Origin of the sequence: Larkinella insperata (assembly GCF_026248825.1) — a bacterium.
GTDB classification, from domain to species: Bacteria; Bacteroidota; Bacteroidia; order Cytophagales; family Spirosomataceae; genus Larkinella; species Larkinella insperata.
The window spans coordinates 5,168,194-5,182,850 of the sequence record NZ_CP110973.1; the positions used below are offsets into that span (position 1 = coordinate 5,168,194).

At 56.2% G+C, this 14,657-nt stretch carries 13 protein-coding genes; 10 read left to right on the forward strand and 3 right to left on the reverse strand.

What is annotated here, in order from left to right:
* Positions 1–183 precede the first annotated feature (183 nt).
* Entirely contained in the window at positions 184–552 is a 369-nt protein-coding gene (locus OQ371_RS20800) for a YopX family protein (RefSeq protein ID WP_265990259.1), read from the forward strand.
* A gap of 114 nt (positions 553–666) precedes the next feature.
* On the opposite strand, the gene OQ371_RS20805 is transcribed toward OQ371_RS20800, so the two are convergent.
* On the reverse strand, positions 667–1,722 hold the full coding sequence (locus OQ371_RS20805; RefSeq protein WP_265990260.1) for a zinc-dependent alcohol dehydrogenase: 1,056 nt from the start codon (positions 1,720–1,722) through the stop codon (positions 667–669).
* Positions 1,723–2,386: 664 nt separating this feature from the next.
* Between OQ371_RS20805 and OQ371_RS20810 the strand changes: the two genes are divergently transcribed.
* Both OQ371_RS20810 and OQ371_RS20815 read left to right on the forward strand, forming a co-directional pair.
* Positions 2,387–2,995, forward strand: a complete 609-nt coding sequence (locus OQ371_RS20810) for a glycoside hydrolase family 30 protein (RefSeq protein WP_265990261.1) — start codon at positions 2,387–2,389, stop codon at positions 2,993–2,995.
* A gap of 280 nt (positions 2,996–3,275) precedes the next feature.
* Positions 3,276–3,752, forward strand: coding sequence for a response regulator (locus OQ371_RS20815; RefSeq protein WP_265990262.1), 477 nt, complete (start codon positions 3,276–3,278; stop codon positions 3,750–3,752).
* 20 nt (positions 3,753–3,772) lie between these two features.
* On the opposite strand, the gene OQ371_RS20820 is transcribed toward OQ371_RS20815, so the two are convergent.
* On the reverse strand, positions 3,773–4,747 hold the full coding sequence (locus OQ371_RS20820; RefSeq protein WP_265990263.1) for an outer membrane beta-barrel protein: 975 nt from the start codon (positions 4,745–4,747) through the stop codon (positions 3,773–3,775).
* Between the two features lie 191 nt (positions 4,748–4,938).
* On the opposite strand from OQ371_RS20820, the gene OQ371_RS20825 reads away from it, so the two are divergent.
* The 7 genes from OQ371_RS20825 to OQ371_RS20855 all read left to right on the forward strand — a co-directional run bounded on the left by OQ371_RS20825 (position 4,939) and on the right by OQ371_RS20855 (position 13,415).
* Positions 4,939–6,321, forward strand: coding sequence for a glycoside hydrolase family 88 protein (locus OQ371_RS20825; RefSeq protein WP_265990264.1), 1,383 nt, complete (start codon positions 4,939–4,941; stop codon positions 6,319–6,321).
* Positions 6,318–7,196: a sugar phosphate isomerase/epimerase family protein gene (locus OQ371_RS20830; RefSeq protein ID WP_265990265.1), complete on the forward strand. Its 879-nt coding sequence runs from the start codon at positions 6,318–6,320 to the stop codon at positions 7,194–7,196. Before OQ371_RS20825 ends, OQ371_RS20830 begins: the two co-directional genes overlap by 4 nt.
* Positions 7,197–7,256: 60 nt before the next feature.
* Complete coding sequence (locus OQ371_RS20835; protein ID WP_265990266.1) at positions 7,257–8,402, forward strand: Gfo/Idh/MocA family protein; 1,146 nt, start codon at positions 7,257–7,259, stop codon at positions 8,400–8,402.
* On the forward strand, positions 8,399–9,169 hold the full coding sequence (locus tag OQ371_RS20840) for a 3-ketoacyl-ACP reductase (protein WP_265990267.1): 771 nt from the start codon (positions 8,399–8,401) through the stop codon (positions 9,167–9,169). Before OQ371_RS20835 ends, OQ371_RS20840 begins: the two co-directional genes overlap by 4 nt.
* 121 nt (positions 9,170–9,290) lie before the next feature.
* The gene (locus OQ371_RS20845; protein WP_265990268.1) at positions 9,291–10,589 is read left to right on the forward strand and encodes a Gfo/Idh/MocA family oxidoreductase; all 1,299 of its coding nucleotides are present in this window, start codon (positions 9,291–9,293) and stop codon (positions 10,587–10,589) included.
* A 116-nt stretch (positions 10,590–10,705) separates the two neighbouring features.
* The gene (locus OQ371_RS20850) at positions 10,706–11,950 is read left to right on the forward strand and encodes an MFS transporter (protein WP_265990269.1); all 1,245 of its coding nucleotides are present in this window, start codon (positions 10,706–10,708) and stop codon (positions 11,948–11,950) included.
* The gene (locus OQ371_RS20855; protein WP_265990270.1) at positions 11,934–13,415 is read left to right on the forward strand and encodes a hypothetical protein; all 1,482 of its coding nucleotides are present in this window, start codon (positions 11,934–11,936) and stop codon (positions 13,413–13,415) included. The genes OQ371_RS20850 and OQ371_RS20855 overlap by 17 nt, the downstream gene beginning before the upstream one ends.
* On the opposite strand, the gene OQ371_RS20860 is transcribed toward OQ371_RS20855, so the two are convergent.
* Positions 13,412–14,485, reverse strand: a complete 1,074-nt coding sequence (locus OQ371_RS20860; RefSeq protein ID WP_265990271.1) for a sensor histidine kinase — start codon at positions 14,483–14,485, stop codon at positions 13,412–13,414. The two genes, OQ371_RS20855 and OQ371_RS20860, sit on opposite strands and share 4 nt — an antisense overlap.
* Between the last annotated feature and the right edge of the window lie 172 nt (positions 14,486–14,657).

The window sequence follows — 14,657 nt, forward strand, 5'->3', positions numbered from 1 at the left end:
AGGACTAATATCTTTAATTTTGTGCCAAATAATACAACTCTATGGCTTAAGGTTGTAAAATGGGATTTTATGATATAGATTTGTTATAAATACTAGCAGAACTTTATTACGATCAAGCGCATGCAACCCATCCAATCCCGTATTTGGGACGGCCAGAAGATGCATTATTTGGCCGGACTCCCCATGACTCCGGAACCCTACCTTACCATCTGGCTCCAGGAAGCGCTGGCCTTGGTCAGTCAGGTGCCGCCCGCCGACGAGCTTCCCCTGACCACCACGTTCTCCTGGCGGCTGATGCGCACCATCGGGCAGTCGGATCGGCAGGGAATTCTGCTGTACGAAAGTGATCTGGTGGAATGGGACGGGCGCATATTTGAGATTGCCTGGTCGAGCCACCGATGCGGATATGCCCTGTTTCAACCCCTGGGTACCAGTGAATTTCCCGCCTTTTCACTCAGCGCCCTGCACGCCCGGCAGGTGCGGATTTTGGGCAACCGTTACGAAAACCCGCACCTCCTGGAACAACGGTATATTTCGCAGTTAGCCGCCTGATTTTCCGCAGCGTAGCCGAACCCTTCGTTGAACCAAATTAGAATTCGTGGACAGCCGTCCGCTGGATAGCGTCCTTTTCGTGACATTCAGCGGGCGGCTGCCCTGCGTATGGGCTTATAGGGTCAGGGCCACAAAGACGGCCTTGGTTTCTTCTTTGTTCTGGGCCGTTTCAAATGCCTGGTTGATCTGATCCAGCGGGAAGCTGTGGGTGATCAGTTTTTTGGCGTTTAATTTTCCTTTGGCCATCAAATCCAAGCAGATCTGCATTTCGCGGTCGATGCCCCACCAGGCGTAGCTGGCACTCGGAATTAATTGAATCTGCGCCATCTGAATGCGTTGCCATTCCAGCTCAATGGAGGTTTTGCCCGCGTCAAATCCCCCGACGATGACCACCTTCCCGCCAATCCGGGCGAAGGATGTGGCCTGTGGCAACGTAACGGGCATGGAGGGACCCCCGGCGCATTCGAAGGCAATATCCACCCCCCGGCCGCCCGTAAATTCCATGACTTTCTGGTAGGCGTCTTCCTTTTTGGAGTTGACCACCGCATCGGCTCCCAGCTCCAGGGCCAGTTGCAGCGAAGAATCCACCACATCGGTGATGATCACATCCGCTCCGTTGGCCTTGGCCAGTTGGAGCTGCCCCAACCCGATGGGCCCCGCCCCAATGACGGCTACCTTGTCGTTCAGTTTAAGCCCGCTGAGTTGAACGGCGTGCAGACAAACCGAGAAAGTGTCCAGCAGGGTAGCTTCTTCAAAACTTACGTGGTCGGGCAATTTATAAAAGTTCTTGGCCGGTCCGATCAGGTAACTAGCGAAAGCCCGGGAGACGGTTTCCATGCGAACTTCGTAGAGGTGGGGGCACAGGTTATATTGTTGCGACTGGCACCAGGGACAGGTCTCATCGCCCAGTAGGGTTTCGATAACGACCCGGTCGCCCGGTTTGACGTTGGTAACCGCTTCCCCGACTTCCACGACCTCCCCGGCCAGTTCGTGACCCATGATTCGGTGTTCCAGCTCTGGTTCGGCGTGTTTCCAGTGCCGAAGGTCAGTTCCGCAGATGCCCGCGACCCGAACCCGGGCGAGCACCCAATCGGGTTTGGGAATCTTAGGAGTTTCTACCTCAGTCACTTTAAAATCGCCCTCGGCCGTCTTCAGGGCAGCCTTCATCATACTTTCCATATTTGTTATTTTTATTGATTAATCCGCGGCCTTTTGGGCCGTAAAAACTGGGGACAGATTAGTGATCACGGTCAAAAAGGCCGGTTTTAGCAATACTTCGGATAAAGAAAAAAGTTGTTCGGAGAACCCGGCAAATGAGGCTACGGCAATCTGGAATAGGGCCCCGTTCTGATGTCGGTATTGTTGCCGGAATCCTGGGCACCATTCCCTTATTTGGGTCAATAGCCCGTCTGGTAGATCGTTCTTGAGCTAGGTTTATCAACATGAAGCTGGAGGGCGCTGACTTACCCCGGTTTTCTCACTGCACGCGGTAGAGGACACCGTTTGATGAGCTGGCAAACCGTATACCTGCTCAGGCATCCATTCCCTATGGAAAAGCTTTTTGCATCCTGCGTGGTCGGACTTAGTTCGCACCTGCTCTACGCCCAGCCTTCGCCGGCCCCTCCCAGCCGCGCCCGTACCGATTATACCAGGGTTACCGTATTTACCACGGCCTCCCAGACCGCGCTTCGGCTGTCGGAGACCGGTACGCTGACCTTAAAGCCGGCAGCCCAACCGCTCGAAACGGAGCTGTTTGTTTACGTTGACCCTTCGCATACTTTTCAGCAACTGGTGGGCATTGGCGGGGCCCTGACGGACGCAGCCGCTGAAACCTTTGCCAAACTGCCCCGGCAAACCCAGCAGGAGCTGCTTACGTCCTACTACCCTGGGCTTCCACTGGTACGAAACCTGGACGGGAGCCGGGATGAATTTCGAAAACCTGAGCCGCGTACACGAAGCGTTTCCCGACAAAGCGTTGATTTTTACCGAAGGATGCATCGAAAAGTTCAACCGAAACCAGCTCAACGCCGGGTGGCTGGGCGAACGGTACGGAATGTCGATGATTCATGATTTTAACCGGGGTACGGTTGCCTGGACCGACTGGAATATCCTGCTCGACGAGAAAGGCGGTACCAACCATGTTGGTAATTTCTGTTTTGCCCCCGTTCATGCCGACACCCAAAGCGGTAAGTTGATCTACACCAGTTCGTACTATTACCTCGGGCATTTTTTTAAATTCATCCGGCCGGGTGCCCTGCGCGTCAGCAGTGCCGCCAGTCGGGATACCTTGCTGACAACGGCCTTTCGAAACCCGGACGGGAAACTGGCGGTGGTGGTGATGAACCCTTCGGATAACCGGCAGGCATTCCGGCTTCAGGTGGGCGACAAGGCCGCTGAGTCCAGCAGCCAGCCGCACTCCATTACCACTTTTGTTGTGGAGTAAATCGAAAAAAGACGACCGGGCCAACGACCCGGTCGCTTTTGGTGGTGAGAATTAAATTCATGGCGTCAGGTAGTAAACCCCCGCTGCAAGCCGTGATACCCAAAAAGAAACCCTGAATGATGAAACGGCCCGGTCGCACTGTCAGGCAAATGGCTGGTCGGGTTAGCTTCGACCATAGCCTCATTAATTGGTTTTTGGTGCGGGGATTAGCAGCAAGGAGAATCTTTATCTTGTTGGTTAATCGGATATGTGAAATGAAAAGTGCTGAGTACGGATGCCTATGAACCCACACCACAAAGCAGAGCCGCAGGCTCCTGAACACGCCGGAAAAATTTTGGTCATTGAAGATTCGCTGGATCAATGGACCTTATTTAAAAAAGCCCTTGAAGAAGTAAACCCCCAAATAAAACCGGTGCTGGCCAATAAGCCGCAGGTTGCCTTCGACTTGCTGGAAGAATGCCAGCAAACCGGCTCCGGCTTTCCCCTGCTGATTGTGCTGGATCTGTACGTGCCCAAACGACAGGATGGCTGGCAGGCGTTGGAAGTGATTCATAGTATGCCTGCTTCTATTAGCCAGATTCCGGTAATCATGTTTACGTCTTCAACCGATTTGGAAGATCTGATTGATGCCTACCAACAAGGCGTTCAATCCTACGTGATTAAACCAAAAACGGTTTCAGAATGGATGGACTGCTGCCGAATCCTGAGCGATTATTGGTGGCAGGCCGTAAAACGGTCACGAACGAACCCACATTAATAAACGTACCCGGTTGCCCGTTAAAATTTGAACCCCAGACTGGCGCTGACCATCCGAAGTTTGGCGTTTTCGACCCGGTACGCATCCCGGATGCCGTGGTGGTACGCCACATCGAGGGTAATGGGCCCCAGGTCAACGCCAAGACCACCCAGCAAATTGATTACCGTTTGGTTGTAATCCGCGTCGGTTAATTTAAAATCGTTTTTGTCGGCCTTCAGCAGATACGATAGCTCGGCCCCCGCCTGAATCCGGATGCCCGTTCGCTTGGACCGGGTCATCAAGGGCCGGTAGCCGATCTGGAGCGGAACCTGAATGTAATGCGTGTTGATCGTGCTGTTGAGTTGGTTCAGCGAAGCGCCCTTGTCGTCTTTGCTGTAGCGTTTGGACGAAATGCCCACGTACTCGGCGCCCAACTGGCCAAACAGCCGACCACCCCCGCGCACGTACAGACCCAGCTGGTAACCCACCCGGGCCCGCGAACCTAGGCTGTCTTGATCCGTTGAATAGGTCGAAAGATTCGGTCCCATATAAACGCCCACCGAAACGTTATCGCGTTTGAAGGTTGCCGGTGAAGCGGCCGGCTCGCGCTGACCTTCCGTGGACGCGGTAGCCGCCTGTTTTTGCCGGAAAATTTCCTGTTGAATGCTGTCAATTTTGTGGCCCTGCGCTTCCATTAACATGCGTAACAGCCGGATTTCGCTTTGGCTGGCCGGTGGCTCCGGGAAAGCCGGTTGGGGGGCTGCCGGTTGGCCGGGGCGGGCGCTGGGGACGGGTGAGGAAGGCTCGGCTACCACCGGTTCCGGAACCATCGAAGCGGGGTTGCCGGAGAGCGGTGAGCTGGGAATTCCGGAATTGGACACTCGTTTTTCCGTGATCCGCTTCTCGTAGAGAATGGATTCGGTACGTTCAATGACGGGGGACTGAACGGGCTGCTGGGCCTGGGCGGAAAGCTGAGTGACCAGAACAAAGGGCGCTATCAAAAAGAATCGATTCATGAGCTTATGGCTAAAATGAAAACACGTTACTCTATTGGAAGGAATGGGCGCGAAAAAGTCACAACCCGGAGCGGCCCTGCTCCCAAAAAGCGCGGAAGAACTAATTTTTCCCGAAAACCGGTAAGTAAACGCCCCTTTTGTCTTATACGGGTAATTCCAAGGATTTTTCTCGTTTCCCGATTACCTGATCCATGATTCAAATCAACAACGCCCTCCAACCGGCCGACTTCACCACCCGACTTCAACAATTCTGGGATCTATCCGCCCAAAAAATTAACCTCATTGACACCCACTACGATACCGCCAAAGGGTCCCCGGTTTTTACCGTGCAGGGGCATTACACCACCCGCGGCTGGACCGAGTGGACGCAGGGCTTTCAGTTTGGCTCGGCCATTCTGCAATTCGACGCTACCGGTGACGAGCGCTTCCTGGAAATGGGGCGCCAGAAAACCCTGACGGTCATGGCTCCGCACATCAGCCACATTGGCGTGCACGACCACGGTTTTAACAACGTGAGCACGTACGGCAACCTGCTGCGGCTCATACGGGAAGGCAAAACCGAGTTCAACGAGTGGGAAAAGAATTTTTACGAACTGGCGCTCAAAATCTCGGGAGCCGTGCAGGCCAGCCGCTGGACCACCATGAAAACCGGCGGTTTTATTCACTCCTTCAACGGTCCGCACTCGCTTTTCGTCGACACCATCCGGTCGTGCCGGGCGGTGGTGCTGAGCCACAGCCTGGGCCACGTCTTCCAGGGCGAGGGCGACGTGGTGATTAACCTGCTCGACCGCGCCCTGCAGCACATGAAAGCCACCGCCGACTACTCGGTGTTTTACGGCGAAGGGCGCGACACCTACGACCTCTGGGGCCGCACGGCGCACGAAAGCGTGTTCAATACCAAAGACGGCAATTTCCGCTGCCCCAACTCCCAGCAGGGCTACACGGGTTTCTCAACCTGGACGCGCGGCCTGGCCTGGGCCATGTGCGGTTTTGCCGAACAACTCGAATACCTGGATACTTTCGAGAAAACCGACCTGGAACCGTTTGGCGGCTGGACGGTGGTGGAAGCGTACCTGCTCAAAGCCGCCCGCGCCACCTGCGACTTCTACATTGAACACACCCCCACCAACGGCATTCCGTACTGGGACACGGGCGCACCGGGTCTGGCCAACATGGGCGACTACCTCGCCAAACCCGCCGACCCCCACAACGACTTTGAGCCAGTAGACAGCTCGGCGGCCGCCATCGGGGCGCAGGGACTGCTTCGGCTGGGCAAATATATGTCCGAGCGGGGTGATGTGGAAAACGGCCTGCGGTACTGGCAGGCGGGGTTAACAGTGTTAGATTCATTATTTTCGGAGCCGTACCTGAGCACTGACCCCGATCACCAGGGGTTGATCCTGCACTCGATTTACCACCGGCCCAACGGCTGGGATTACGTGCCGGAAGGCAGCAAGATTCCGTACGGCGAGTCGAGTATGTGGGGGGATTACCACGCCCGCGAAGTGGCGCTCTACCTGCAACGGGTCGTCAACAATGAAACGTATTATACCTTCTTCGGCGCTTTGTCATGAACCCAGCCTCGCAACCAGAACCGTCGGCGGGAGAACCTGCGTTCCGGGAATCTCCATTCCGGGACTTTTCAAAACTTTGCGTACACACGATTACGACAAAACCGTGGTCGGTGGAAGAAGCCGCCGAGCATTTTGCCCTCTCCGGAATTGGCGGCATTACGGTCTGGAGGGATGCGCTCGCTAACCGCAACATCCACCAGACCGGCCAGCTCCTGCGCGATCATAACCTGACGGTGGTGTCGCTCTGCCGGGGTGGATTCTTTCCGCACCTGGAAGCCGGTGGGCGTCAGGCAGCAATCGATGAAAACCGCCGGGCCATCGACGAAGCCGCCGAACTGGGGGCACCGCACGTGGTGCTGGTTTGCGGAGCCGCTCCCGGCCAGCCACTGACCGAATCCCGCCAGCAAATCCGTGACGGTATTGCCGCCCTGTTGCCGCACGCCGAAGCCAGCGGGGTGAAGCTCGCCATTGAACCGCTGCACCCGATGTACGCCGATAATCGTTCGGCCATCAACACGTTAGGGCAGGCCAACGACATGGCCGAAGACCTGAATTCACCGTGGGTGGGCGTGGCCGTCGATGTCTATCACCTCTGGTGGGACCCGAATCTGGAACAGGAAATCCGGCGGTGCGGTAAAAACGGCCATTTGTTCGCTTTTCACATCTGTGACTGGAAAACCCCGACGGTGGACCTGCTCAACGACCGCGGATTGATGGGCGAGGGCTGCATCAACATTCGCCAGATTCGGTCTTGGGTCGAAGCAACGGGCTTCAGCGGGTTCAACGAGGTCGAAATCTTCTCGAACCGCTACTGGGCCGAAGATCAGAAGGAGTTTCTGGAAAAAATCAAAAACGGCTATTTGTATCATTCATAAAAACCGTAAACCATCGTTTAATCCGTCCAGCCACCTGGCCATCAAACCATTTAATCAACAGTGAAAGAACACAAAGTCGGTATTATCATGAACGGCGTCACGGGCCGGATGGGTACCAATCAGCACCTGCTGCGTTCCATTGTCGCCATCATCAAACAGGGCGGGGTAAAAGTCGGGCCGGATGAGGTCATTATGCCCGATCCGATTCTGGTCGGCCGGGATGTCAATAAACTCGAAAAATTATGCCAGCAGTCGGGCGTAACCAAGATGACGACCAACGTCGATGAAGCCCTGGCTGATCCGCATAACATCATTTATTTCGACGCCCAGACCACGGGCCGCCGGGCCGAGGGTGTCCGCAAAGCCGTGGAAGCCGGAAAACACGTTTATTGCGAGAAGCCAACGGCCGTCAGCACCGAAGTGGCGATGGAACTGTATGAACTCTGCAAAGCGGCCGGTCTGAAAAACGGCGTAGTGCAGGACAAACTCTGGCTGCCCGGCCTGCTGAAGCTCAAGCGGTTGATTCAGAACGACTTCTTCGGTAAGATTCTGTCCGTTCGGGGCGAGTTCGGTTACTGGGTGTTTGAGGGACACACCATCCCGGCCCAGCGCCCCTCGTGGAATTACCGCAAGGAAGACGACGGCGGCATTATTGTAGATATGCTTTGCCACTGGCGCTATGTGCTGGACAACGTGTTTGGAAACGTAAAATCCGTGTCCTGTCTGGGGGCCACGCACATTCCCGAGCGGATCGACGAGCAGGGAAAACCGTATACGGCCACCGCCGACGATGCCGCCTACGCAACGTTTGAACTCGAAGGGGGCGTTATCGCGCAGTTCAACTCTTCCTGGACCACGCGGGTTCGGCGCGACGACCTGCTGACGCTGCACGTCGACGGCACGAAAGGCTCGGCGGTGGCCGGGTTGCGCGAGTGCTACATCCAGCATTACGGCAACACGCCCAAACCCGTCTGGAACCCCGACATCGAGCAACCCATCAAGTTTTTCGAAGGCTGGGCCAAGGTGCCCGAGCAGGAGCCGTTTGACAACGCCTTCAAGGTGCAGTGGGAACTGTTTCTGAAACACGTCGTGAAAGACGAGCCGTTTCCGTGGGATTTGCGGGAAGGGGCCAAGGGCGTTCAACTGGCCGAGAAAGGCATTGAAAGCTGGGAAAAACGGTGCTGGGTTGATATTCCGGAATTATGAAACGGGTCGCGTTTGTAACGGGCGGCAGCCGGGGCATTGGCTACGGCGTCGCCGAACACCTGGCCAAAGCGGGTTTCGATCTGGCTATCAACGGGGTCCGGCCCCAGGAAGCCGTCGGGGAGGCCCTGGCGGGGCTGCGGGAACTGGGGGCGGATGTGCTCTATTGCCAGGGCGATATTGCTTCCAAAGAAGACCGTACCCGGATGATGGAGCAGATCATGGCCCATTTCGGGCGGTTGAACGTACTGGTTAATAACGCGGGGGTTGCCCCGAAGGAACGGCGCGACATCCTGGAAGCCACCGAAGAAAGCTTCGAGCACGTTTTGTCGACCAACCTGCAGGGCGCTTATTTTCTGACCCAGGCTGCGGCCAACTGGATGATCCGGCAGAAAGCAGAGCAACCCGACTTTACGGCCCGCATCATCAACGTTTCTTCGATCTCGGCCACGGTCGCTTCCGTCAACCGGGGCGAGTATTGCGTGGCGAAAGCGGGGTTGAGCATGGCAACGCAGTTGTTTGCCGCCCGGCTGGGGGAGTTCGACATACCGGTGTTTGAAGTCCGGCCCGGCATCATCCGCACCGACATGACCGCGGGGGTGGTCGGTAAATACGACAAACTGATCGACGAGGGCCTGACGGTGCAGAAACGTTGGGGCTTTCCCGACGATGTGGGCCGGGCGGTAGCGTCGCTGGCCCGGGGTGATTTCCCGTATTCGACCGGTCAGGTAATCATGGTCGATGGCGGGATGACCATACCGAGATTGTAGTTTTTAAGTTGTTTCGCGGAGTTAAGCGGAGAAGCGCAGCGTTAAAGGCTCCGCCAGGCTCCGAAAATCTCCGCTTAACTCCGCGATAGACCACTTTTAACTTCCTAAACCTCGTAAAAAAATGCAGAACGACTCCCGACGTACCTTTCTCAAAACTGCCGCCACCGGCTCGCTGGCCGTGCTGGGTCTGCCGACCATCATCCCCGCCCACGCCTTCGGGGCCAACGACCGCATCCGGGTGGCCGTTATCGGCGTCAACGGTCGCGGTAAAAACCACATCTCCGGCTTTTCCGCTTTGCCCAACGTGGAGGTCGTTACACTCTGCGACGTGGACAACGTGGTGCTCGGGGAGCGGGCGGCCGAGTTTGAGAAAACCTACTCCCGCAAGGTGAAAACCGAGCCGGATTTGCGGAAAGTCTACGAAGACAAAAACATCGATGCCGTCAGTATTGCCACGCCCAACCACTGGCACGCGCTGGCGGCCATCTGGGCGTGCCAGGCCGGAAAAGATGTGTACGTCGAGAAACCGGGTACGCACAACCTGAAGGAGGGCCGGAAGCTGATCGAAGCGGCTGCCAAATACAACCGCATGGTGCAGCACGGGGTGCAGTTGCGCAGTTCGACGGCCATTCAGGAGGCCATCAAGCACCTGCGCGACGGGTTGATCGGGAAGGTATACATGGCGCGGGGCCTGGTGTATAAATGGCGTCCGGATATTGGTAACCAGGGCACCAGTGCGGTTCCGGCGGGGCTCAACTGGGATCTCTGGCAGGGACCGGCCAAGGCGCGCGAGTTCAGCAAGAATTACGTGCACTACAACTGGCACTGGTTCTGGGACTACGGCAATGGCGACATCGGCAACCAGGGTATTCACGAAACCGACCTGGCCATGTGGGGTCTGGACGTGGGGTTGCCGGAGGAAATCAGTTCGATGGGCGGAAAGTACCTCTGGAACGACTGCAAGGAAACACCAGAAACGCTGATTTCGACCTACCGGTATCCGAAAGAAGGCAAAATTCTTCAGTTTGAAGTACGCCCGTGGATGACCAACCGGGAAGATGGTATTGAAATCGGCAACCTGTTTTACGGCGACAAGGGCTACATGGTCATCAACGGTTACAACGATTACAAAACGTTTCTGGGCAAGGAACGTACCCCCGGACCCGCCGGTCACGCGGGCGGGGATCATTACCTGAATTTTATCGAAGCTGTGCGCTCGCGCGACAAATCGAAGCTGAACGGTCCGGTGGAAACCGCGCATTTGGCGTCGGGTCTGGCGCATTTGGGCAACATTTCGTACCGGCTGGGCCGCCAGTTAAAATTCGATCCGAAAAAAGAAGAGTTCATCGGCGATTCGGAGGCCAACGCGCACCTGAGCCGGCCGTACCGCGCGCCGTATACGCTGCCGAAGCACGTTTAATTTCCGGTTTTACGTCCAGGGTTTACAGGGGGAAGGCCGTAGCCCGCAGCCCGCAGCCCGCTTTTAAGTAACCTTACGTTAAACCGTTCCTGTAGACCTTTAACCTTAACGACAACATGGTTGATGAAGCCAAAACTGAAAGAAGCCTGAGTAGCCAACTGCTTCAACTGCCGGTGATTGTGGCCGCGCTGGGCTACCTGGTGGATATGTACGATTTATTTTTGTTCAGCGTGGTGCGGGTGCCGAGTCTGAAAGCGCTGGGCGTGGAGGGCGATCAGCTCCTGCCCGAAGGCATTGCGCTCCTGAACTGGCAAATGGCCGGTATGCTCATTGGCGGTATTTTCTGGGGCGTCATGGGCGACAAACGCGGGCGGCTTTCGGTGCTGTTCGGCTCCATTCTGATTTACTCGCTGGCCAACATCGGCAACGGCCTGATCAACAGCCTGCCGATGTATGCCGCACTGCGGTTTGTGGCCGGGGTCGGGCTGGCGGGCGAACTCGGGGCCGGGGTAACGCTCGTCACGGAAGTGCTGCCCAAGCAGATTCGGGGCTACGGAACCATGATCGTGGCTACGATGGGGGTGCTGGGCGCCATCCTGGCTTACTTCGTGGCTGATTTGTTCCAGTGGCGAATTTCGTATTTCGTGGGCGGTGGACTCGGTTTGATGCTGCTGGTGCTCCGGATCAACGTTTTCGAATCGCGGATTTTTGAAACGGTGAAAGAACGTCAGGTCAAGCGGGGTGATTTACTGATGCTGTTTTCCAGCCGGGAGCGGTTTGTCAAATACCTGCAGTGCATTCTGGTGGGCCTGCCCATCTGGTTTGTCGTTGGTATTCTGATTACGTTTTCGCCGGAGATCGGCCAGGCCATCGGTCTTTCCGAACCCGTTGTGGCGGGAAAAGCCGTGATGCTGTCGTTTTCCGGGCAGGTTGCGGGCGACATTGCCAGCGGGATGCTGAGTCAGTATTTCAAAAGCCGCAAGAAAGTCATCGGCGGTTTTATTACGCTCTCGCTGGTTTTTGTGCTGGTCTACCTAATGGCCCCGCTCAACGATTTGACTACGTTTTACCTGGTGTGCGTGTTCCTGGGGTTTGCCAACGGCTACTGGGCGCTGTTTGTCACGATTGCCGCCGAGTTGTTTGGCACCAACCTGCGGGCGACGGTAGCCACCACCGTCCCGAATTTCGTGCGCGGGGCCGTCATTCCGCTCACTTCACTCTTTGTTTACGGAAAATCCCAGGTGGGTACGTTGAACAGCGCCCTCGGGGTGGGTTTGCTCACGGCCGCCCTGGCGTTTCTGGCGTTGTATTTTATGGAAGAAACCTTTAAGAAAGACTTAAATTATGTGGAAACGGACTAGTCTGGCCGGACTGGTAATCAGTGCCTTTATTGCCTCCAATACCGTTGTTGCGCAGCAAAAAGCGAGTGGAATTTTTCGGCTTCACCCGCAAAATCCGCACTATTTTCAGTACCAGAACAAACCCATGATCGTCGTCGGCTCGGGCGAACACTACGGTGCGGTCATCAACCTGGATTTCGATTACGCCAGGTACTTACGGGCCACGGCCGCCGACGGCATGAACACCACCCGGCTGTTTACGGGCGCATACATCGAAAAGCCGGGTGTCTTCGGCATCCAGAAAAACACCCTGGCGCCGGTCGAGGGCCGGTTGGTGCTGCCCTGGCGCCGGAGCAACGAAGCCGGGTTTGCGCTGGGCGGCAACAAGTTTGACCTGAACCAGTGGGACCCGGCGTATTTCGAGCGGTTGAAAAATTTTATGACCGAAGCCCGTAAGGCCGGAATCATCGTGGAAATCAACCTGTTCTCGGCGCACTACGGCGATGGGTGGCTCAATTGCGCGTTCCACCACAAAAACAACGTCAACCAAACCGACAGCGTGCACTCGCAACGGGTCAATACGCTGGAGAACGGCAACCTGCTGGCGCACCAGGAACGGTATGTGCGCAAACTGGTCCGCGAACTCAACGGTTTTGATAATTTCTACTTTGAAATTCAGAACGAACCCTGGGCCGACCAGACGGAAATGATCCTGAAACGCAACGAATACGGCCCGGACAACGACTGGCGCTCCACTCTTCAGGTAGTTTCCCAACGCTCGAATGCCTGGCACCGGCGCGTGGCCGGCTGGATCAAAGACGAGGAGAGCAAATTGCTGAATCCGCATTTGATTTCGCAGGACATCAGCAATTTCCATTACCCCATCGCCGATGCCGATCCGAACATTTCGGTTTTCACGTTTCATTATGCGCTGCCGGAAGCCGTTGCCGAAAATTACCACCTGAACCGCGTCATTGGCTTCAACGAAACGGGTTTTGCCGGGCGCGAAGACGCTACCTACCGGCGGCAGGCCTGGCGGTTTCTGATGGCCGGGGGCGGGTTGTTCAACCAGCTCGATTATTCGTATTCAGTCGGGGCCGAAACCGGTCAGGATACCGCCTACAAAGCCCCCGGGGGGGGCAGTCCGGCGCTGCGGGCGCAGTTCAAAATTCTGAAAACCTTTTTCGAATCGCTGGATTTCATCCCGCTCAAACCCGACCCGGCGGTGGTAGCGGTGGCCCCCGGCGCCCGAACGCAGGCCCTGAGCAACGGGGCTTCGGAGTGGGTGATTTATTACGAGCCGATGGCTGTCAAACCGTACGAATTGAGCCTGAACCTGAAAAAAGGAACCTACCAGGCCGCGTGGACGGATGTGGTAACGGGACAGAAGCTCACCACCGTACCCGTCAGCAACGGGCGACTGGTGGTGCCCGAGGGGGCCAACGACAAAGTGGTGGTGATCCGGGCCGCTTCGGCCAAGCGTTAAACCTGCGGAACGGTGGCCGGTTTGAGCAGCGGCAGGGTAACGGTAAAAAAGCCGTCCTGCTCGGCGATGATCGGCTCCGATTCGCCCAGCAGCCGGTATTTGGCCACAATGTTGGTCAGTCCCACGCGGTTGGAAACCACCCGGGTCGTTTTGCGCTGGAGGTTGTTGCGCACCCGGAGCCAGTTTTCGGGCGTCAGGTCAATCTGGATTTGCAGCGGTTTTCCGGCCTGAATGCGGTTGTGTTTGACGGCGTTTTCCACCAGCAGTTGCAGGCTCAGCGGGGGCAGTTGGCGGTTGTAGGAAGCGGGCGGCACCTCGAGCGTGAGCGAAACGCCCGTTCCGTGCCGCATTTTCAGCAGGTGGTAGTACGACTGAATAAAGGTCAGCTCGTTTTCCAGCGTCGTCAGCGTATTTTCGTTGGTTTGCAGCAGATACCGGTACACTTTCGCCAGTTCATCGACGTATTGCTCGGCCTGCTTGGGTTCTTCACTGATGAGCGACGAGAGGGCATTGAGGCTGTTGAACAGAAAGTGCGGATTGATCTGGTTTTTCAGCACGTCCAGCTGATTCAGCAACACCTCGCGTTTGTAGGTTTCGGCCTGCAAACTGTTTTCCCTCCATTTGGTCAGCGAATAAAGGCCCTCGTACAAACCAATAAAAAGAATGATCGTACAGGCCCCCAGCCAGAGGTTGTTGGTCGCCAGTTTTTCGGGGTGAAAATTTAAGGAAGGAATGGCCTGAAAGGCGTAGAAGGGAATCAGGGTGGATGCCCCGATGGTCGACACAAACACCAGAAACTCCAGGACGATGCGCGTTAAGGTCTGCCGAATTTCGGGAAACCGTTTCATGATTCGAAAGATCACAATTTCCTGAACCACCAGTAACGTCATGCAGACGACGTAGGCAAAAACCGTGGTGGGGAGCCAGATCCGCCAATCGGAAAGGAAGCGGTCGCCGAACCAGTTGTAGACGCCAATGGGGGCCGACCAGGATACCAGGCCCACAAAAATCCAGATGCGTCGCTTTGAAAAGCGGAGCAGAGGATGCTGAAAAATCCGGCGAAACGGCATGAACGGTATGACAGAACGAGCGACGCGTCGGTGTGCGACAGGCTGCGCTATTTTATGGCTAATATATGATTTTTGATTGGTGGAAACAAACCGATGGCAGACCCTTCCGGCCGGAACCGTCAGCCGCGATGCCTAAAACCGTCGGTCAGGATAAAGGGCAAAAAAAGCGGAG